Here is a 22,301-nt window from a genome sequence, read left to right as displayed (position 1 = left end):
TCTTATCTTAGCAAAAAATAAACACCATTTATGCCAGCAAATATTAAGTCAATTGAGTTACGTAACTTAAAAACTGAAGATTATAAAGAATTAAAAAAATCCATGATTGAATCTTATCCAGAAATGGCAGAGTCATTTTGGAAAGAAGATCAAATAGAACTTTTATTAAAGAAATTTCCTGAAGGGCAATTGGTAATAGTAGTAGATGGAATAGTCGTTGGTTCAGCACTATCATTATTAGTTACAGAAGATTTCGCTTTTAAAACCCGTTCTTATAAAGCAATTACAGGAAATTTTTCGTTTTCAACGCACAACACTGAAGGAGAAGTTTTATATGGTATTGATGTTTTCATTAATCCTCAATATCGCGGACTTCGATTAGGTCGTCGTTTGTATGATGTTAGAAAAGAACTATGTGAACAATTGAATCTAAAATCTATCATTTTTGCGGGACGAATCCCTAATTACGGAAAATTTAAAAATGAAATTACCCCTAAAATTTATATCGAAAAAGTAAAGAAAAAAGAAATTTACGATCCTGTTTTATCCTTTCAGCTAAGCAATGATTTCCATGAACTTCGTGTCCTTAAAAACTACCTTGAAGGCGATACAGAGTCTTTAGAATATGCTGTTTTATTAGAATGGAACAATATTTATTATGATGATAGCCCAAAGTTAATTAACACTACAAAAAGCGTAGTACGTCTAGGATTAATTCAATGGCAAATGCGTTCGTTAACTAATTTAGATGCTCTTTTTGACCAAGCCGAATTTTTTATTGATACCGTTTCTGGTTACGGCAGTGATTTTGCTTTGTTCCCAGAGTTTTTTACGGCGCCATTAATGGCTGATTTCAACCATTTGTCGGAGGCAGAAGCGATTAGAGAATTAGCCAAGCATACCGAAGCTGTAAAATTAAAATTTCAAGAATTTGCGATTTCCTACAATATCAATATCATCACAGGAAGTATGCCTTTTATAGAAAACGAACACGTATACAACGTAGGTTTTCTTTGCAAACGCGATGGTACAAACGAAATGTACCGTAAAATCCATATTACACCAAATGAAGTTTTTCATTGGGGAATTACAGGCGGCGACACTATTCAGACTTTTGACACTGATTGTGGAAAAATAGGAATCGTAATTTGTTACGATGTGGAGTTCCCAGAACTTTCTCGTCTAATGGCAGATCAAGGTATGAATATTTTATTCGTTCCTTTCTTAACGGACACTCAAAACGGATACACGCGTGTAAAACATTGTGCGCAAGCAAGAGCTATTGAAAACGAATGTTATGTAGCTATTGCCGGTTGTGTTGGGAATTTACCAAAAGTAAATAATATGGATATTCAATATGCACAAGCTGCAGTTTATACGCCTTCTGATTTTGCTTTTCCTAGTAACGGAATCAAAGCAGAGGCAACACCTAATACAGAGATGACTTTAATTGTTGACGTCGACATTAATCTGCTAAAGGAATTACACGAGCATGGAAGTGTAAACACAATGAAAGACAGAAGACACGATTTATATAGTTTGAAAAAATTAAAATCATGAAGAATTGTTTAGAATGTGGTGAGAAAATTGTGGGTCGAGAGGATAAAAAATTCTGCAGCGATGGTTGTCGCAATGCCTATAATAACAAAATCAACAAAGACAGTAACAATTACATGCGCAACATCAATAACAAGTTGCGCAAAAATTATCGCATTCTATCTGAACTTAATCCCGACGGAAAATCCAAAACAACGCGAGCAAAACTCCTTAGCAAAGGTTTTGATTTTGAATTCTTCACTAATATACTGAATACCAAAACAGGGAATACCTACTATTTCCTATATGACTTAGGCTACATGCTACTAGACAATGATTACTATATGTTAGTCAAAAAAGACACTTAATACCACACCCCCCAATTTCCCAAAATATGAAAAAAAGCCTTTCCTCTCTTTTTGCTGTTGTTTTTATTTTAGGCGTTCTAGCAGTGATTTTCCTTACTATGATGCCCCAATGGACCTCAGACAACACGATACCACTTTCCGAATTTTCAACTGAAAGGGCATTAGAAAAAGTAAAAGCAATTTCGAAAAAACCTCATTATGTTGGCTCTCAAAATCACGAGCAAGTTGCTGTTTATCTACAAAAAGAACTACAGAAATTAGGACTGACCACCTCAACCCAGGAAGGCTACACGTTGACAGAATGGGGAAATTTAGTGAAATCAAAAAATATTTTAGCTCGAATCAAAGGCACTTCCAGTAATTCTAAAGCATTGCTGCTGCTTTCTCATTACGACAGTGCACCACATTCCTACTCTCATGGCGCTAGCGACGCCGGATCTGGAGTAGCCACAATACTAGAAAGCGTTCGTGCCTTCTTGTATAATAAAAAGACCCATAAAAATGACATTATCATCCTGTTTACGGATGCAGAAGAATTAGGGTTAAATGGAGCGGCTCTTTTTGTAACCCAACACAACTGGGCAAAGGAAGTAGGCTTAGTCCTTAATTTCGAAGCCCGCGGTACTTCGGGGCCAAGCTATATGTTAATGGAAACAAATGCAGGAAATTCGGGTATGGTAAAAGAATTTTCGGCTGCGAATGCAACTTTTCCAGTATCAAACTCATTAATGTACAGTATTTATAAAATGCTACCTAATGACACTGATCTAACTGTTTTTAGAGAACAAAAAAGTATTCAGGGGTATAACTTTGCGTTTATTGACGATCACTATAATTACCATACTGCCCAAGATGATATCAATCACCTCAACAAAAACACCTTAGCTCATCAGGGAACTTACTTGATGCCTTTGCTGAGTTATTTTTCGAATGCTGATTTGAATACGACAAAATCTGCTGAAGATTATGTCTACTTCACCATCCCATTTACATTTATAAGTTATCCTTTTAGTTGGGTATTACCAATGGTTATTATAGCATTCGTACTCTTTCTATTTTTAGTTTTCATCGGAATTGGCAAAAAAATACTAACCATTCAAAGAATTGCGAGAGGATTTATACCGTTCTTAGGTTCGCTAATTTTTACTGGACTCATTACTTTTTTTGGTTGGAAAGGATTACTACAACTCTATCCGCAGTATAATGACTTATTGAATGGATTCACCTATAATGGCCATGATTACATTGCTGCTTTCGTATTGCTGGCGTTAGCGATAACCCTGTTTTTTTATCACCTTTTCTCATCAAAAAAAGTAACCGTAAATCATTATGTGGCCCCATTATTTATTTGGTTAATTCTTAATGGACTATTGGCTGTTTATTTAAAAGGCGCTGGGTTTCTTATCATTCCTGTTTATTTTGGCATCTTCCTATTTGGTTACTACATTATCACGCAAAAGAGTAACAAAACACTAAACCTTATTTTTAGCATTCCAGCATTGCTGTTATTAGTTCCTTTTATACAAATGTTCCCCATAGGTTTGGGGTTAAAAGTACTGTTTGGAAGCGCTATTCTTACTGTTTTAACCTTTGGATTATTGTTACCTACTTTGGGTAATTTCAACAAAAAAGGATTGTGGTCCTTTCTTTTTCTAGTTCTCTCAATTGGCTTTTTTGCGAAAGCACATTATGAATCCGGTTATGAAGAAGGAAAAGCAAAATCGAACAGTTTGTTGTACATCTACAATGCCGATACTGATACGGCCAATTGGGCGACATATGATGTCAATCTTGACTTCTGGACTAAACAATATTTGGGTGAAAACCCACAACCTGCTACAGCTTTGAATCAAACGCCATTGTTCAGCAAATACAATTCTGGTTTCACATATGCGGCGGCTGCTCCAAAAAAGGAACTACTAAAACCAACTATCCAATTTTTGAAAGACAGTATCGCTGGAAATAAACGATATCTTAAACTTCGCATTTCTCCAAACCGATTGGTAAATCGTTATGATGTTTTTGCTAATAAAAAGATGGAATTCTATAATTTAAAAGCGAATGGCGCCACTCATATGAATCAAAAAGAAAAGCAGTTTAACCGAAAAGGCAAGAAAATATTAAGTTATTATGTAGTGGATAATACCCCGCTTGAAATGGAATTCAACATCAACGCAGGAACTGTTTTTGATATGGAACTGATAGAAAGCTCCTTTGATCTAATGCGAAATCCATTATTTTCGATTACAGAAAGGGCTGATTGGATGATGCCAACTCCTTTCGTCCTCACTGATGCCGTAGTTATCAAGCAAAGAATAAAACCAACACCTAGAGTTACTGAAGTACCTCTTGTTACCATACCTTCTAAATCCGTTAAAAAAGAAAGTAAACTAATTGCAAGTGATACTACCAAAGTCAGATAATTTTATTGAAATTTGCACTAGCGTAGCTTGCTATGCTTCTTAAATTTATTGAAAATTGGATATTACAATGAAAAAAACAAGCGTTTTAGGTTGTGGTTGGTTAGGATTCCCTTTGGCGAAAGCTTTATTAGAAAAAAAATTTCGTGTAAATGGCTCGACAACTTCTGCAGATAAGATTTCGAAATTAGAAAACGTAGGCATTCATCCCTTTTTAATTTCACTTGAAACCGATGGAGTTACTGGCAGGATCACAGATTTTTTGAAAGACAGCTCGATTTTGATAATTGATATTCCTCCCAAGTTAAGGGGAACCAACAAAGAAAACTTTGTTAGTAAAATAGAGGCATTAATCCCATTTATCGAAAAATCAACAATTGAAAATGTCCTTTTTATAAGTTCAACTTCAGTATATGGCGACGCTAATGACCAAGTAACTGAAGAAACTCCATTAAACCCTGATTCTGAAAGCGGAAAACAATTAGCTATAGTGGAAGGTATTTTGCATAACAACAGTCGTTTTAAAACCACCATTCTTCGTTTTGGAGGTTTGATTGGCGAAGATAGAAATCCAATTAAATTTATAGCAGCTAAGGAGAATCTTGAAAATCCTGACGCCCCTATTAATTTAATCCATCAAACGGACTGTATTGGTATTATTCTTAGAATAATCGAAAAGAACTCTTGGGGAGAAACGTATAATGCGGCGACTCCAGTGCACCCTTCTCGCAAAGTCTATTATACCCAAAAAGCATTAAAATTAAATTTAATTCCGCCCACGTTCAATCACGAAAAACCCTCGCTCGGAAAAACAATTCTAACGGATAAATTAGTAAAAAACCTTGACTATACTTTTACAATAACGGATCTATAAAGTGAAAACTAAAATTAAAGCTGCTCTTTCCACCAGAATAAACGCTGTCGGATTGCCAATATTAGCACTGTCCTGCGTATGTTTATTTTGGGGAACCACATGGATCGCTTCAAAACAAGGGGTAAGGTATATGCCGCCATTACAATTGGCAGGGATAAGACAACTTATAGGAGGAATACTTTATGTTTCTTTTTTCTTGTACAAAAAAGAGGCCTGGCCTAAGGGAAAACAGTGGAAAACAATCATCATTTTAGGTATTCTCAATTTTGCCTTAAGCAACGGACTGAGTACCTGGGGCGTAAAATTTATCAGTAGTGGTTTAGGGGCAATTTTAAATGCCGTTTTCCCCTTATGGATTGTTATTATTACTTTTTTTAGAGGCGAAAAATTAGCACGGCTAGCAATTGTGGGACTCATAATCAGTTTTAGTGGCGTTTGCGTCATTTTCTATGACCACCTTAGCGATTTCCTACAACCTGATTTTAGATTTGGAATTCTTCTTTCCTTAATCGCAACGATTAGTTGGGCTTTTGGAAGCTTATACACGAAGAAAAAAGCAGCTACTTTTAATCCTTATTTTAGCCTTGGCTTGCAAATGTTGCTTTCGAGCTTTATTCTTTTTGCCGTTACAGGTGCTACTGGAACTGGAGTTAACATTCTGTCAATTCCAGCAATTTCGTGGTGGTCCATTGCCTACTTGGTCATTATAGGTTCCGTATTAACGTTTATTGCTTACGTCTATATGTTACAAAAACTGCCTCCAGAAATAAATAGTATTTATGCTTACATTAACCCCATTGTGGCCGTTTTATTAGGTGCCGTAATTTTTGGAGAATCACTATCAATGGCGATCGCAATTGGAGGAGGAATAACTATTTTTGGTTTGTACATGGTTAATCATTCCATTAGAAAAACCCGTCGATTGGCTGCAGCCAGTATAAAATAAACAATCAATTTTCGGCTTTCGCCAAAGTAATATAAACAAAAAATCCCAAGCGCTAACTTGGGATTTCTTTTGATATAAATTATTTTTTTCTACCAGATTCTAACTCTTTTTTCTGGAGCGATGAACATTCCGTCATTCGGCTGAATATTAAATGCTTTATAGAAATAATCAATGTTTTGCAACGGTACATAAGAACGGTAAATACCCGGAGAATGTGGATCTGTTTTTACTTGGTTTTTTATAGCCTCATCACGAGATTTAGTACGCCATATAGTTGACCAAGAAATAAAGAAACGTTGTTCTGGCGTGTACCCATCAATTAACCCTGGATTTCCATTTTCTTTCAAGTACAATTGTAATCCATCATAAGCGGCACTTACACCTCCTAAATCACCAATGTTTTCTCCCAAAGTAAACTTACCATCAACAAAAGTTCCTGGCAACGGTTCTAATGCGCTGTATTGATCTGCAAGAGCCGTTGTTAAAGCTGCAAATTGTTTTGAATCTTCAGCAGTCCACCAGTCAACTAAATTTCCATCAGCGTTGTATCTTGATCCTGAATCATCAAAGCCATGAGAAATTTCGTGTCCGATAACTCCTCCAATTCCACCATAATTTACCGCTTCATCAGCTTGGTAGTTATAAAAAGGCGGTTGCAAGATAGCTGCTGGAAATACAATCTCATTGTACGACGGATTGTAATAGGCATTCACGGTTTGTGGTGACATTCCCCATCTTGTTTTATCAACAGGTTTGTTCAAGTCGACTAAATCTTCTTCGAATGACCATTTAGCCATACTTTTTGCATTGTCAAAATAAGTACCCCCCTCTTCTGGGCTTTTAATAACAAGCTTAGAATAATCTTTCCATTTATCAGGATATCCAATTTTAATTTTTGATTTGTGTAGTTTTTCAACTGCACTCACCTTAGTCTCAGGAGACATCCATGTCAAATTATTGATTCGGTTTTCAAAAGCGACAAAGATGTTCTTGATCATCTTCTCTGCTTTGGCTTTGGCTTCAGCTGGAAACTTTTTCTCTACATATAACTTTCCTAAAGCTTCCCCTATTCTACCATTGATTACTTGCAGTGCGCGTTCATCACTAGGTCTTTGCTTTACAGCACCTGTTAATGTTTTTCCGTAAAACTCAAAATTTGCATTTTCAATCGCAGTTGTTAATTGACTTGACGCTCTGTTTAACAATGACCAGCGCATATAGGCTTTCCAGTCGTTCACTTTGTTTTCCTTCAAAATGGACTCAAAAGCAGTCATGTATTTCGGTTGTGAAACGATTAAAGAATCTACATTTTTCAAGCCTATTTTTGTAAAATACGTGTTCCAGTTAATTGATGGAGTCAACTTTTGTAAATCGGCAATTGTCATCGGGTTATACGACTTCCTTCTGTCTCTTCTTTCTACACGGTCAAATCTAGGTTTTGACATTTCGATTTCAAGCGCTAGAATTTGTTCTGCATGTGCTTTAGCTTCGGCTGGTTTTTCACCAAGGAACCCAAGCATTTTTGCAACGTGCAGCACGTATTTTTCTCTTTTTTCTTTGGAGTCAGCATCTTCAGAAACATAATAATCTCTATCTGGTAAACCGACACCACCAGGCCCCACACTAATTACATTCCTATTGCTGTTTTTAGCATCGGCACCAATATTAGCACCAAAGAAACCAATTCCTCCCAAAGGTTCCATTTCGATTAATAAGGCTTCTAAATCCTTAGTATTTTTAACGGCATCAATTTTCTTCAAGTAGGGCTTTAATGGAGTTATCCCTAATTTATTGCGCCCTACAGTATCTAATATTGTTTTATACAAATTGATAGCCTTCCCTTGATCAGTATCTGATTTGTATTTTGGGTTTGTTGCAGCTTCTTTTAGTATTGCCAAAGCATCAGCATCTGTCCTTTGTCTTAGTTCGTCAAAACTTCCCCAACGCGTTCTGTCAGATGGAATTTCAGTATTATCTAACCAAGTACCATTTACATAACGGAAAAAGTTATTACTGGGCTTTACCGCCTTGTCCATATAATTGACATTAATACCAGGCTCTTTCGCCGTTGAAGCTGTTTGTGCCTGTGTCACCGTAAGTCCTAAAAGTGCAGGAATCACAAAAAGTAACGACCTATTGCTGTTTTTTTTCATTTTTTTTAGTTAATTAGTTGATTTCGTATTGCTTATTCCTACTATTTGAAATAGTAATAGAAATAATTTATAAATATATAAAAGTAATTTTCAATTAGAATAACTTTAACATTTGTTGACGTGTGCTTTTTTAAAATAAGAAATCCCTAGCTTTCACTTGGGACTTCTTATCTATAATAGTTTAACGACTACCAAATCTTAACTCTTTTTTCAGGTTCGATATACATACCATCTCCTTTTTTAATATTGAAGGCCTTATAAAAAGCATCTACATTTTGAACTGGAACATACGCACGGTACATTCCTGGAGAATGTGGATCTGTTTTTACCTGATTTTTAATCGCTTCATCACGAGATTTAGTTCTCCAAACTGTAGTCCAAGCAATAAAGAAACGTTGCTCTGGTGTGAATCCGTCAATAAGACCTGGATTTTTATTGTCTTTTAGATACAATTGCAAACCATCATAAGCGGCATTTACTCCTCCTAAATCTCCAATATTTTCACCTAAAGTAAATTTTCCATCAACATGAACACCTGGAAGTGGTTCCAACGCACTGTATTGATTAGAAAGCGCAGTACCAAGAGCTGTAAACTGTGTTAAATCATCGGCAGTCCACCAGTCTACTAAATTACCATCGGCATTGTAACGAGCACCTGAATCATCAAAACCATGAGAAATTTCATGACCTATTACAGCTCCAATTCCTCCGTAATTCACCGCCTCATCAGCTTGGTAATTGTAAAAAGGTGGCTGTAATATCGCTGCTGGAAATACAATCTCGTTATAAGATGGATTGTAATAGGCATTTACCGTTTGTGGCGACATATACCATTCTGTTTTATCAACTGCTTTGTCTAACTTGTCGATATCTTTTTGGAAATTCCAACGAGAAAGACTCTTCATGTTTTCAAAATAGCTTCCACCGTCTGCAATACTTTTAATTTCTAATTTAGAATAATCTTTCCATTTATCTGGATATCCAATTTTAATGCTAATCTTATTCAATTTTTCAATCGCTTTCACTTTTGTCTCTGCTGACATCCAAGTTAAATTATTGATTCTATTTTGGTACGCCAAAATAATATTACGAATCATTTTCTCTGCTTTTTCTTTTGCTTGAGCAGGAAACATTTTCTCAACATACAATTTCCCTAAAGCTTCACCTACAGTTCCATTAACAGTTTGCAACGCACGCTCTTCACGAGGTCTTTGTTTGATTGCCCCTGTCAACGTTTTTCCGTAGAAATCAAAGTTAGCTTCTTCGATTTTTGTAGATAATAATCCCGTTGAATTATTCAGTAAGTTCCACTTCATGTATTCTTTCCAAGCAGCCACATTATTTTCTGTGAAAATAGTTTGCAAGGCTTTCATATACTTAGGTTGTGAAACAATTACGCTGTCTAGCTTTGTAAAGCCAATACCAGTAAAGTATTCTTTCCAATTAATCGCGGGTGTCATTTTCTGCAATTCTGCAATAGTCATAGGATTGTATTGCAATCTACCGTCTCTGCGCTCTACTCTATCCAAACGGGGATTAGACATCTCTGTTTCTAAAGCTAGAACCTTGGCTGCACTTACTTTAGCTTGCTCTGGAGCTTCACCTATAAATTGTAGCATTCTACTTACATGTTGCTCGTACTTCTCTCTTTTTTCTTTGGTGTCTTTTTCTTCTGATGAATAATAATCTTTATCTGCCAAACCTAATCTCGCAACACCAATACTCAATGAATTTTTAGCACTGTTCTTGTCATCAGCACCTACTCCAACTCCGAAAAAGCCAATACCTCCGATAGGTTCCATTTCAATTAGCAACTTCTGTAAATCTTGAATGTTCCTAACATTATCAATTTTGGCGAGATAAGGTAGTAACGGAATTATATCCTGTTTGTCTCTTGCTACAGTATCTAAAATTGAATTGAAAAGGTTTATTGCTTTTCCTTGATCCGTATTTGATTTATATTTTGGATTTTTAGAAGCATCTTTTAAAATTGCCAACGCATCTTTATCAGTTTTTTTAAGTAGTTCATTAAAACTTCCCCAAGAAGTTCTGTCACTAGGAATTTCGGTTTTATCAAGCCAAGTTCCATTTACGAAGCGGAAAAAGTCATCTGCGGGCTTAACTTTATTATCAAAGAACGTGGTATTAATTCCCGGTTCTTTGACTGACGTAACTTTTTGAGCTTGCGCCTCAGCAAATCCAATTATTGCGGGAATCACTAAAAGAAGTCCCTTATTCAGTTTTATTTTCATTTTTTTAATTGAGTTAGTTAATATTACAAAGCTATTGATAAAAAATATAAAAATGTTTAATATCATATTAAAATTACAATTGCATAAATTTACGTTTGAAAGCTGCCTTTTTTGTATTTTTGCATAAATTATTTTTTTTATGAAATCTATTTTCAAGAAATACCGAATTTTTATTGGTATTTTCATAGTCTTCTCAGCCATCACTTTATACTTGTTTTACGGCGCATTAAAGCCTAGCAAAACCTTACCTATCTACAATCCGTCTGATGTAAATCCTGAATTAGTAGACAGTACCGTGCAATATATTAGTAAGTACCACACCATTGCTGATTTCTCGTTTACCAATCAAAATGGAAAAACGATTACTCAAAAAGACTACGAAGGCAAAATATATGTCGCTGATTTTTTCTTTACGACTTGTGGTTCGATTTGTCCAAAAATGACGGCTAATTTATTTGAAGTCCAAAAAGCTATCAAAAACAACCCAAAAGTGATGTTGCTTTCTCATACCGTGTTTCCAGAAGTTGACAGTGTTCCTGTTTTAAAAGCATATGCGATAAAGTATGGCGTTGATGATAAAAAATGGAATCTAGTTACTGGCGATAAAAAAGAGATTTACACCATGGCCAGAAAATCGTATTTGGCTGTCAAATTAGGAAAACCAAGCGAACTATACGATATGGTTCATACCGAAAACTTTGTTCTTGTAGATGCTAAAAGAAGGGTACGTGGTTTTTATGATGGCACAAAAAAAGAGGACATCGAAAAATTAATTACCGACATTAATTTTTTAAGCAACGAGTAATAAGCTAAAAAATAATTTTTACTTTTTAGACACTAGGCTTTTACCAGTTATTCATACTCTTAATATATTCAACAGACGTTATAAAAGTGATAATTATCATATGATTTAGTATTATAATATGTATTTTTGCAATATTAATTCAATCTAAATAAGTCTTGCGAACTACAATAAATTCACTTAAAAAAGGAGAAAAGGCAATTATCAAAGATTTTGATATTGATGTCATTCCTTTGAAATTACTTGAGATGGGATGTTTACCTGGTAATACGGTTGAACTGCTTCAAATTGCACCTTTTGGCGATCCCCTATATTTAGATATAAATGGTTCTCACTTGGCCATTCGTGTGGAAACAGCCGCAGAAATTGAAGTTGAATTAATCAAAATCCAATTATAAAATGATTAATCAAAATATCAATGTAGCATTAATAGGAAATCCTAATGTGGGTAAAACCTCCGTTTTTAATCAACTTACAGGATTAAACCAGCAAGTAGGAAATTATCCTGGGATTACGGTTGAAAAAAAAATAGGTTTTTGCAAATTACCCAATAATGTTAAAGCAAATATCTTAGACTTACCCGGAACTTATAGTCTTAATGCTAGTTCTATTGATGAAAACGTAGTAATCGAATTACTTTTAAATAAAAACGACAAACTCTATCCTGATGTTGCCCTTGTAGTGACAGATGTAGAAAATCTAAAACGAAATTTATTACTCTTTACCCAAATAAAAGACCTTGAAATTCCAACTATTCTTGTCATTAATATGGCTGACAGAATGGAACATAAAGGGATTACTTTAGACATTCCCTACCTAGAAGAACATTTAAAGACAAAAATTGCCTTGGTGAGTTCTCGGAAAGGTTTTGGAATAAACGAATTAAAAAAATTAATAATCACTTACAAAACCATTTCAAGCGAACCTTGCCTGAATGCCTCCGTAATTGATCCCGAATATTTTGATAGCTTACGCAAAGCATTTCCTAACCAATTAATTTACAAATTATGGTTGGTAATTACCCAAGATGTAAACTTCTTAAATTTAGAACGTAAAGAGATTCAAGGTTCTTTTACTAAATCTCATTCTGATTTAAAACGTTTACAGCAAAAAGAAACCATCAAGCGCTACCAATTTATTAATGACGTTTTAAAAGAAAGTTTAAAAATAGATGCTACAGTCGCAAAAGATTTTAGAAGTAAACTAGACCGCGTGTTAACACATAAGGTTTGGGGTTATGCAATTTTCTTTCTTATTTTGTTTGTCATTTTCCAATCGATTTTTGAGTGGTCAAAAATTCCAATGGAATTTATAGACAGTTCTTTTGCATCTTTAAGCGCCTTAGCTAGTGAATCACTACCCGCAGGAGTTTTGACAAATTTAATATCTCAAGGTATCATTCCTGGTATTGGCGGAATATTAATTTTCATCCCTCAAATTGCCTTTTTATTTCTTTTCATATCGATCCTAGAAGAAAGTGGCTATATGAGTCGTGTAGTTTTCTTGATGGATAAAATCATGCGAAAATTTGGTTTATCTGGTAAAAGCGTTGTGCCTTTAATTTCTGGAACCGCCTGTGCTATTCCTGCAATTATGGCGACTAGAAACATAGAAAATTGGAAAGAACGATTAATTACAATTCTAGTAACTCCGTTTACTACGTGCTCTGCTAGATTACCTGTTTATGCCATTATTATCGCACTTGTTATTCCAGACACGCATGTTTTAGGGATATTTAATCTTCAAGGCTTAACGTTGATGCTTTTGTATCTTTTAGGCTTCGGAATGGCAATATTCTCAGCTTATGCTTTGAATAAAGTAATGAAAATAAAAGGAAAAACTTTCTTCGTGGTCGAAATGCCTAATTACAAATTGCCCATGTTTAAAAACGTGGCGATTAACGTGATCGAAAAAACAAAAGCCTTCGTTTATGGTGCTGGAAAGATTATCCTGGCAATCTCTATCGTTTTGTGGTTTTTAGCTTCTTACGGACCAGGAAAAAAATTCAATAATGCCGAAGAAATAATTCAGTCAAAAGCGGAAAACACCTCTTTAACTCCATTAGAATTAGAGAGTAAAGTGTCTTCTTATAAATTAGAGAATTCGTACATCGGGATTATGGGAAAAAGCATTGAACCCGCGATTTCTCCTTTAGGATACGACTGGAAAATAGGAATTGCGGTTATTAGTTCTTTTGCCGCTAGAGAAGTTTTTGTGGGAACACTTGCAACAATTTATAGTGTAGGTGGTAGCGACAATGAAGATACTATCAAAAATAAAATGGCTGCTGAAATAAATCCAGAAACTGGCGAGAAAGTATTCAATTTTGCCTCTGGAATATCATTGTTATTGTTTTATGCTTTTGCATTACAATGTGCCAGCACACTTGCCATAACAAAAAAGGAAACTAACTCTTGGAAATGGCCCGTAGGTCAACTTATTTTCATGAGTGGATTTGCTTATATCGTAGCGCTGATTGCCTATCAAATTTTAAAATAAAAGATTATGTTTCAAGAAATAATAGCCTTTACAATTCTAGCTTTAGCCGTTGGTTTTCTAATTAAGAAATACTTTTTTAAGAAGAAAAAACCATCTGGTAATTGCGGGACTGATGATTGTGGCTGCCATTAAGAAGATCAACTTTAATAGCTAACAAAAAAAAACGCAAAGCAGTTCAATACTACTTTGCGTTTTTTAATACTAAAAGATTACTAATTAATTAATGCTCTTTTTGACGTTCTGCAACATAATTACTTTCTGGCGTTGCGCCTCGATTTCGTCAGTTTTGCTTTTCATCACTTTAATATTATTTTGAATTTCATCTTCGCTATCTTTTATTAAATCCTTAGCTTTTTTAATTTCTTTTTCTAGTTTTTCAGATCCTTTAGCTAACTTTTCTTTATCTTTTCCTAAAGACTCAAGCACTTCATTTTCTGACTCTAAAACGCCATCCATATGCATTTCAGATGCTTTGACAGCAATGCTTTTCACAATATCATAGGCATATTGAAATTTCTCAGCACTATATCCATTATCTAGAAACAAACCACCCATATTAAAAAAAACAGTGTAATTGTAACCGCTGTCAGTTTTAGCGATAACCTGATCAATACCTATTGTACTAGTGCTAATTTTGTCAATTGCAGCGTTATCTAAATAAAATTCACTACCCTTCTGATTTTTGTATCCTCACCTTTAAAAGGCTTTGTAACCTCTTTACTGGCGTCTTCAACATTATCTTCAGAGACATTAGGTATAAAAAATGTAATCCCGCAGGCTATGATCCAGCACTCATTTGTTGAGTTACCGCTTTTGGTACTATCAATTGAGAATTACCTAAACTACTTGACAATAAAACGACGAAAGTAATTTTGTATTTCATGATTTTTATTTAATATTTATGCACAAAAAATAGTCTTAGAATCCTAATTTACCTTTACAAACAGATTGCTTGCTATTTTGTTCGAAATCGTTAAATTCTTCCCGTCTACCTTTATTCTTAAGGACAAATCAAAACTCTCTTTACCCATGATTTCAATTTTTGATCCCAAAGCAATTTCTTGCTTATCTAAATATTTTAGAAATTCAGATGAAGTATCTTTAACTCCCACACATATTCCGCTTTTACTAACAAGCAGTTCTGAAAGTAATTGTTTATCCACTTTTAAAATTTGTCCTTGTGCATTAGGAATTGGATCACCATGAGGATCTTCGGTAGGATTACCTAGAAAGTCATCTAGTTTGTTAATCAGCTTTTCTGACTTGATGTGTTCTAATTGTTCTGCGATATCATGTACCTCATCCCAAGAAAAATCTAATTTCTCTACTAAGAAAACTTCCCAAAGGCGGTGTTTTCTAACAATCATTTTAGCCGCAAGCTTCCCTGCATCCGTTAAGGAAACCCCTTGGTATTTTTTATAATTAACCAAGTCTTTCTCTGCTAACTTTTTGATCATGTCCGTCACTGAGGAAGCTTTGGTCTCCATCATTTCGGCAATTGCATTAGTACTCACATCCGTATTTGAAACTACAGTAAGATGGTATATGGCCTTGAGGTAATTTTCTTCTGAAAAAGTCATTGAGTTTTTGATTGATGATTAACGATTTTTGATTGCAGATATCCTAGCTGCAATCAAAGCGAAAATCCGTGTTGTTTTTTATTTAATAGAGATAGCCTCCCAATGTTTCAGGAGCAGGAAATAGCTCCTGAGAATAATAGCAAATTAATTAAAGAATTTAATCTTTCACAATCAATAACGGAATCGTAATTTTATGTCTTAATTTATCTACGGTTGTTCCAAAAATCAAATCCTTGAAACCAGTGTGGCCGTGTGTTCCCATCACCAAAACATCAAAAGCACCTTCATTTATGATTGTTGGGATTACTTTATTTGGTTTTCCAAAGCCTAACTGAATATCCACTTTAAAACCTCTTTCAGAAAGCATTTCTTTGTATTCATTCAGTAGTTTTTCGTCGACCGATGTTTCGTGATCATCAATATTCTCACCGTAAATCAACGCTCCCACGGTTTCTACAATATGAATTAAAGTGTAATTAGCTTGTTTTCCTCCAAGTTCAAAGGCGCTGTTCAAAGCAACCTCATCAGCACTTGAGAAATCGACGGTAACAGCAATATTCCTTTTATCATAAGCTTCAGATTTAGAAAATCGAAGCTTTAAATTGTGTGGTGAATGATTATGGAAATTTACTTTTGACTTAGAAATAAAAGGTTTGATTACAATATATAATAATAAAATTAAGAAAGCAAAAGCCAATGGAACTACGGTAAGCCAAAGCACAATTGGGTTCTCAGAAGTTTCTAACCAACCGGTGATTTCATCTAAAACTAATTTTCCATTTAAGATTACAATAATCGAAGCCACAGTCCAGGAAGCCATTTGCGTCCATTTACCTATGTGAAATCCTTTCATTTTTGATTTATCACTCACAAAGTGAATCAGCGGAATAATCGCAAATCCCAATTGTAAACTCAAAATCACCTGACTAAAAATCAACAGTTTTCCAGTTACGCCTTCCCCAAAAATAGTAATTACAATTACAGCTGGGATGATGGCAATTAATCGTGTAATAATTCTACGTACCCAAGGTTGGATTCTTAAATTCAAATAGCCTTCCATGATAATTTGTCCGGCTAAAGTTCCTGTAACTGTCGAACTCTGTCCTGCAGCAATCAAAGCCACAGCAAATAGTATAGGCGCCCATTTAGTCCCTAAAAGCGGTTGTAAAAATTTGTGAGCATCTTGAATTTCGGCAACATTATGCATACCAACTTTATAAAATGTGGCTGCTGCCAAAATTAAAATAGCGGCGTTGACAAAAAAAGCAAGGTTTAAGGCAATTGTAGAATCGATGAAATTGTATTTCAAAGCTTGTTTAATTCCTTCTTTAGAACGGTCAAACTTTCGGGTTTGTACTAATGATGAGTGTAAATATAAATTGTGAGGCATCACCGTAGCTCCAATAATACCAATGGCAATGTATAGCGCAGTTTCATTAGGCATTGTCGGGATTAAACCTAATAGTACTTTATCCATTTCTGGCTGTGCAAAAATCATTTCGAAAATAAAAGAAACCCCAATTACCAGTACTAAAGCAATAATGAAGGCTTCCATTTTTCGAATCCCTTTATTTATTAAAAACAACAATAAAAACGTATCCAGAACCGTAATCATTACTCCTTCTATCAGCGGAATATCAAACAATAAATTAATACCAATCGCCATTCCTAAAACCTCAGCAAGGTCACAGGCTGCGATGGCAATCTCTGCCAAGAAATAAAGGATGTAATTGATAAAAGGTGAATAGGTTTCGCGTGAAGCTTGTGCTAAATCGCGCTGGGTTACGATGCCTAATCGCGCACTTAAACTTTGTAAAAGAAGCGCCATGATATTACTCATTAATAAAACCCAAAGTAAGGAATAACCAAATTGACTCCCTCCGGCAAGATCCGTTGCCCAGTTTCCCGGGTCCATATATCCAACACTTATTAAGTAGGCAGGACCAAAAAATGCTAATATTTTACGGAAAACTGATTTTTTATTCTGAGTTGAAACAGACTCGTTTACCTCTTCTAATGATTTACCCATCGTATAACTATTTGAGACAAATATAATTGTATTTTTTTGTTTTATCACATATAATTTTTAGATTTGTCTAAAAATTAATTTAAACCTAAATGAAAAAAATAATTACTTTACTCTTTTTATCTATCACAGTACTACTAAATGCACAAGAAGGTAAAATCATTGGTAGCGTATTTTCAAAAAATGAAGTTGTTCCTAATACAAAGGTTTTATTAAATCCAGGTGCAAAAAGCACTAAAACCGATGTTAATGGTAAATTTATTTTTACCAATTTAAATGCGGGAACTTATGAAGTTCAGTTAAGCGGCATCAGTTTTCAAACGGTGAAAAAGAAGATTGAAATCAAAGACAATCAAATGCAAGTTGTCAATTTTGATTTAACTAATTTTCAAAATGACTTGCAAGAAGTAGTAATAACGGGAACAAAAACATTCAAACGAAAAACAAATAGTCCCGTCGTTGTGAATGTTCTGGACAGTAAAACATTAAATAATTTACAAGTTTGTAACTTATCCGAAGGGTTGAAATTTCAGCCTGGTCTTCGTGTTGAAACTGATTGCCAAACTTGCAACTACCAACAACTTAGAATGAATGGATTAGCTGGAGGATATTCCCAAATCCTTATTAACGGCAGACCTATTTTTAGTCCGTTAATGGGATTATATGGACTTGAGCAATTACCTGTAAATATGATTGACCGAATTGAAGTTGTTCGTGGTGGTGGCTCCTCACTATACGGTTCTAGCGCCATTGGTGGTACAGTGAATGTGATCACTAAAATCCCTCAAAAAGACTCATTCGAACTGAATACTTTTTATCAAAATATGGATGGTCAATCTAATGACTACTTGGTGAACGGTAATGCCTCTTTTGTTTCTGACGATAGAAATGCAGGAATCTCCCTTTTTATGACTCATAGAGAACGCGGATATTATGATCAAAATGGCGATAACTTTTCGGAAATCCCAATGATTGAGAATAACTCTTTAGGGGCGAATATATTTTTTAAACCTACCAAAGATCAGAAAATTGAAATTAGTTTAAGTAATCTAAACGAATACCGATTTGGTGGTGAAATGGTAGATAAGCCGGCCTATTTAACGCAACAATCCGAAGAACGTAAGCACAAAATATGGTTGGGAAGTTTAGATTACCAAATTAATTTTAACGACGGAAAATCTTCATTGATAACTTACGCAGCATGGCAAAACACAGATAGAAAGCATTATACCGGTATCTTTCCTGACGATCCAATCGAAGTAGAAAATCATTTAATAAATCCACCTTACGGTATTTCGACCACTGAAACAATTCAAGGGGGCTTACAATTCAATTATAAATTAGATGAATTTTTGAACGGTACTAATACTTTCACTGTAGGATCAGAGTATATTTCTGATAAAGTTTTTGATGAAATAAGCTCGTACAATTATTTAGTAGATCAACACACCAAAGATTTTGGTTCTTTCATACAAAGTGACTGGGAAATCACACCAAGCATAGATTTACTTTCGGGTGTTCGTATGGATGTTCATAATTTAGTAGATAAGGTAGTTTTTAGTCCAAGGTTAGCGTTGTTGTATAAATTTCGCAAAAACACACAATTCCGATTAAGTTACGGTACTGGTTTTCGTGCTCCCCAAGCATTTGATACTGATTTACATATTGCCTTTGCGGGTGGTGGTGTTTCAAGAGTTATTTATGATCCAAATTTAATTGAAGAACGTTCTAAAAGCTGGAGCGCTTCGATCAATTATGACAAGGCAACCGAAAAATTCATTGGAGGATTTACGTTGGAAGGTTTTTATACCCACCTAAATGATGCTTTTGTATTAGAAAATATCGGTCAAGATGAATTTGGTCAGGTTTTCGAAAAACAAAATGGCGACGGAGCAACAGTTCAAGGGGTAACTCTAGAATTACGCGCTAATTACAATCAAAAAATACAATTAGAGTCGGGTTTTACTTTTCAAACCAGTACTTATGAAAACGAGGTGAATTATATAGAAGGCGTTGCTCCAACTAAAGATTTCCTAAGAACTCCTAATACTTATGGATTTGCAAATCTTACTATGACTGCAACGGATCGATTAAAATTGAATCTAAATTATGTATTTACCGGAACAATGAAAATCGCTCACTTTGCCGGAGCAGAAAATCAAACAACAGATGAGTTTTTAAATACACCCACCTTTTCTGAAGTGAATAGTAAAATCGCATATACAATTCCGAGCGAAAAATACAATATGAATTTTGAAATTTATGGCGGACTAAAAAACATGTTCAACCAGTATCAATCTAATTTTGATTCTGGTAAAAATCGTGATAGTAATTTTGTTTACGGACCCTCTTTGCCAAGAACAGTATTTGTAGGAGTTAGATTTTTTAATTAAAACGGATTAGCTTCGCAAGTAATTCTTATTTTTGAGAGCAATTTCCTTTTCACTTTATGAAACACTACGATTACATTTTTACAGGCTCGGGTTTAGCGGCATTGATGACCACATACAAAATGATTTTATCTGGAAAATTCATAGATAAGTCTATTTTACTAATTGACGCCGACAGTAAGAAAACCAATGATAGAACCTGGTGTTTCTGGCAAGAGGATAAATCAATTTGGGAAGCTTCTATTTCTAAAAAATGGGACTTGGCTTTATTTGCTAATGCTGACTTTAGTCGGGATTTAGAACTAAAGCCTTATAAATACAACCAAGTAAAAGGACTGGATTTCTACAATCAAGTATTTGATTTAATTTCGAAACAAAAAAATATCACTTTTTTTAATGAGGAAGTAACGGATATTAACGAACTTAAAACACACGTTTACGTTGCTACAGCATCTGAAAGTTTCACGACTGATAAAGTTTTCAATAGCATTTATCGAAAAATAGAAGCCGGAAGCCAAACTAAATATCCCGTTTTACAACAGCACTTTATAGGTTGGTTTATAAAAAGCAAAGAAGCCGCTTTTAATCCGGAGCAAGCTACTTTCATGGATTTCTCTGTGGAGCAAAAGGGCAATACCCGTTTTATGTATGTTTTGCCTACTTCTACAACCGAAGCTTTACTAGAATATACTTTGTTTTCGCATACGCTTTTAGCAAAAGAAGAATATGAAAACGAAATTAAAAAATACCTAAAAAACCTCGAAGTTACAGAATACGAAATAATCGAAAAAGAACAAGGAAGTATCCCGATGACCTGCTATCCCTTTTGGAAAAAAAACACCCAACGGGTATTAAACATCGGTACTGCCGGTGGATGGACGAAAGCTAGTACAGGCTATACCTTTAAAAGCTCGGACAAAAAATCAACCAAGCTTGTTTCATTTTTACAAAGAGAATCCGACTTCAAAAAATTTCATACCAAAACGAAGTTCTGGTTTTACGATTTGCTGCTGCTCGATATTCTAGATAGACATAACGAACTTGGCGCAAGCATTTTCTCGTCTATGTTCAAAAAAGGGCGTCCGGCGCTTATTTTTAAATTCTTAGATGAAGAGACCTCTTTTTACGAAGATATAAAAGTAATTTTAAAGTGTCCAAAAATGCCTTTTATTAGTGCATTGGTTAGGTGCGTTCGTTATCTATTCTAGCAAAATCAATAACTATCAAACAATAACAAAACTTTATAGTTCATCTTATAGAGTTCTTTTTAAACTTCGTAACTTTGCTAATTCAAAATTAATATTTAAAATATAACGATATGTATCCACAAGAAATGGTAAACCCAATGCAAGCTGAATTAACAGCAGCAGGTTTTCAAGATTTACATAGTGCAGAAGCAGTTGAAAACGCAATGAAATTAGAAGGTACTACGCTAGTTGTAGTAAACTCTGTATGTGGTTGTGCTGCTAGAAATGCGCGTCCGGGAGCTAAAATGAGTTTAGAAGGAGCAAAAAAACCAGATCATTTAATTACTGTTTTTGCAGGAGTTGATAAAGATGCTGTTGATGCTGCAAGACAACACATGTTCCCTTTTCCTCCATCATCGCCAGCTATGGCTTTGTTCAAAAACGGAGAATTAGTACACATGCTAGAACGTCACCACATTGAAGGTCGCCCAGCTGAATTAATTGCTGAGAACTTACAAGACGCATACAACGAGTATTGCTAATACAATAAACTTCACGAAAACGTCCCGATCCATCGGGACGTTTTTTGTTTAAAGTCCACTTATTTTGAATTCTAACCAAGCTCCCATACGATTCACGGTAATAGAAAATGACACCATACATCAGGTGAGTACACATCACGGCGCATATCCTAATTTGATGTTTTTGCTAAAGGAAGAATTCCTATTAGAAAGTTTTGGTGAGTGTGGCGGCGTGGGCCGATGTGCAACCTGTCTTGTCACTGCAAAAGGAATCACAGGCGACTCCTTAATTAAGGAACGGAACGAGCCTACCACATTAGAGCGTTTAGGCTACATAGATGAATCTACGCGTCTTTCCTGCCAATTGTACCTCACAAAAGATTTAAACAATGCCGAAATTACGATTCTAGAAATCTAGGCGGGTTTATTCGCATTACTAAATTTAGAATAAAAAATTGTCCACAAATTACTTTAAACCTTGGATTCCTGCAAAAATTCAAACAAAGATTTACATCACCGTTTTTAACTCTTCATCAAATAATAATAAGTGAATTAGTGGCCACTTAAAACCACCGCAGATTCGCAGATTTATTCTTTTCTAAAATAAAAACTATACTGATTTTCGATACAAAATACATACACCATCTTTACACCATCATAAAAAATAATCAGTGAATTAGTGACCATTTAATACCGCCGCAGATTCGCAGATTTATTCTTTTCTAAAATCAAAACTATACTGATTTT

The 22,301-nt window shown here is 34.9% G+C and carries 18 protein-coding genes; 13 read left to right on the top strand and 5 right to left on the bottom strand.

The genetic code is table 11. The features are described 5' to 3' along the window. Positions 1-30 precede the first annotated feature (30 nt). From QO182_RS16535 to QO182_RS16515, 5 genes are all read left to right on the top strand, one after another. The gene (locus tag QO182_RS16535; protein ID WP_371539809.1) at positions 31-1,560 is read left to right on the top strand and encodes a GNAT family N-acetyltransferase; all 1,530 of its coding nucleotides are present in this window, start codon (positions 31-33) and stop codon (positions 1,558-1,560) included. Further along, positions 1,557-1,904, top strand: coding sequence for a hypothetical protein (locus QO182_RS16530; protein ID WP_371539806.1), 348 nt, complete (start codon positions 1,557-1,559; stop codon positions 1,902-1,904). The genes QO182_RS16535 and QO182_RS16530 overlap by 4 nt, the downstream gene beginning before the upstream one ends. Before the next feature lie 98 nt (positions 1,905-2,002). After that, positions 2,003-4,327 carry a M28 family peptidase gene (locus QO182_RS16525; RefSeq protein ID WP_371562917.1) on the top strand — a complete coding sequence of 775 codons (2,325 nt, stop codon included), beginning with the start codon at positions 2,003-2,005 and terminating at the stop codon, positions 4,325-4,327. A gap of 67 nt (positions 4,328-4,394) precedes the next feature. Further along, complete coding sequence (locus QO182_RS16520; protein WP_371562871.1) at positions 4,395-5,198, top strand: SDR family NAD(P)-dependent oxidoreductase; 804 nt, start codon at positions 4,395-4,397, stop codon at positions 5,196-5,198. A 1-nt stretch (position 5,199) separates the two neighbouring features. After that, a complete protein-coding gene (locus QO182_RS16515; protein ID WP_371539800.1) occupies positions 5,200-6,144 on the top strand; it encodes a DMT family transporter in 945 nt (314 codons plus the stop codon). A gap of 89 nt (positions 6,145-6,233) precedes the next feature. Here QO182_RS16515 and QO182_RS16510 read toward each other — a convergent pair whose 3' ends face one another. Together QO182_RS16510 and QO182_RS16505 are read right to left on the bottom strand one after the other, a co-directional pair. After that, positions 6,234-8,297, bottom strand: coding sequence for a M13 family metallopeptidase (locus QO182_RS16510; RefSeq protein ID WP_371539798.1), 2,064 nt, complete (start codon positions 8,295-8,297; stop codon positions 6,234-6,236). A 188-nt stretch (positions 8,298-8,485) separates the two neighbouring features. After that, positions 8,486-10,549: a M13 family metallopeptidase gene (locus tag QO182_RS16505; RefSeq protein WP_371562869.1), complete on the bottom strand. Its 2,064-nt coding sequence runs from the start codon at positions 10,547-10,549 to the stop codon at positions 8,486-8,488. Between the two features lie 139 nt (positions 10,550-10,688). On the opposite strand from QO182_RS16505, the gene QO182_RS16500 reads away from it, so the two are divergent. From QO182_RS16500 to QO182_RS16485, 4 genes are all read left to right on the top strand, one after another. Next, positions 10,689-11,354 carry an SCO family protein gene (locus tag QO182_RS16500; RefSeq protein WP_371539794.1) on the top strand — a complete coding sequence of 222 codons (666 nt, stop codon included), beginning with the start codon at positions 10,689-10,691 and terminating at the stop codon, positions 11,352-11,354. Between the two features lie 155 nt (positions 11,355-11,509). Next, positions 11,510-11,749 carry a FeoA family protein gene (locus QO182_RS16495; protein WP_026707881.1) on the top strand — a complete coding sequence of 80 codons (240 nt, stop codon included), beginning with the start codon at positions 11,510-11,512 and terminating at the stop codon, positions 11,747-11,749. A gap of 1 nt (position 11,750) precedes the next feature. After that, the gene (feoB, locus tag QO182_RS16490; protein WP_371562867.1) at positions 11,751-13,850 is read left to right on the top strand and encodes a ferrous iron transport protein B; all 2,100 of its coding nucleotides are present in this window, start codon (positions 11,751-11,753) and stop codon (positions 13,848-13,850) included. Positions 13,851-13,856: 6 nt separating this feature from the next. Then, entirely contained in the window at positions 13,857-13,982 is a 126-nt protein-coding gene (locus QO182_RS16485; RefSeq protein WP_371562865.1) for a FeoB-associated Cys-rich membrane protein, read from the top strand. Positions 13,983-14,066: 84 nt separating this feature from the next. On the opposite strand, the gene QO182_RS16480 is transcribed toward QO182_RS16485, so the two are convergent. The 3 genes from QO182_RS16480 to QO182_RS16470 all read right to left on the bottom strand — a co-directional run bounded on the left by QO182_RS16480 (position 14,067) and on the right by QO182_RS16470 (position 17,459). Continuing rightward, the gene (locus QO182_RS16480; protein ID WP_371562863.1) at positions 14,067-14,405 is read right to left on the bottom strand and encodes a hypothetical protein; all 339 of its coding nucleotides are present in this window, start codon (positions 14,403-14,405) and stop codon (positions 14,067-14,069) included. Between the two features lie 371 nt (positions 14,406-14,776). Continuing rightward, positions 14,777-15,430: a metal-dependent transcriptional regulator gene (locus tag QO182_RS16475; RefSeq protein WP_371539783.1), complete on the bottom strand. Its 654-nt coding sequence runs from the start codon at positions 15,428-15,430 to the stop codon at positions 14,777-14,779. Between the two features lie 157 nt (positions 15,431-15,587). Further along, entirely contained in the window at positions 15,588-17,459 is a 1,872-nt protein-coding gene (locus QO182_RS16470; RefSeq protein WP_371562860.1) for an Nramp family divalent metal transporter, read from the bottom strand. A gap of 89 nt (positions 17,460-17,548) precedes the next feature. Here QO182_RS16470 and QO182_RS16465 point away from each other — a divergent pair, with 89 nt between their 5' ends. The 4 genes from QO182_RS16465 (at position 17,549) to QO182_RS16450 (ending at position 21,972) form a co-directional block, all read left to right on the top strand. Continuing rightward, positions 17,549-19,849 (top strand): TonB-dependent receptor domain-containing protein, encoded by a 2,301-nt coding sequence (locus QO182_RS16465; protein ID WP_371562858.1) that lies wholly within the window; start codon positions 17,549-17,551, stop codon positions 19,847-19,849. A gap of 56 nt (positions 19,850-19,905) precedes the next feature. Continuing rightward, positions 19,906-21,054, top strand: coding sequence for a lycopene cyclase family protein (locus QO182_RS16460; RefSeq protein WP_371539776.1), 1,149 nt, complete (start codon positions 19,906-19,908; stop codon positions 21,052-21,054). A gap of 110 nt (positions 21,055-21,164) precedes the next feature. Next, entirely contained in the window at positions 21,165-21,575 is a 411-nt protein-coding gene (locus QO182_RS16455; protein WP_074720125.1) for a BrxA/BrxB family bacilliredoxin, read from the top strand. Between the two features lie 64 nt (positions 21,576-21,639). Then, the gene (locus QO182_RS16450; protein ID WP_371562856.1) at positions 21,640-21,972 is read left to right on the top strand and encodes a hypothetical protein; all 333 of its coding nucleotides are present in this window, start codon (positions 21,640-21,642) and stop codon (positions 21,970-21,972) included. The last annotated feature ends 329 nt before the right edge of the window (positions 21,973-22,301 follow it).

Source organism: Flavobacterium sp. Arc2 (genome assembly GCF_041431385.1).
Classification (GTDB): domain Bacteria; phylum Bacteroidota; class Bacteroidia; order Flavobacteriales; family Flavobacteriaceae; genus Flavobacterium.
The sequence above is the reverse complement of the archived record's forward strand: the minus strand, read 5'-3'. Positions and strand labels throughout refer to the sequence as shown.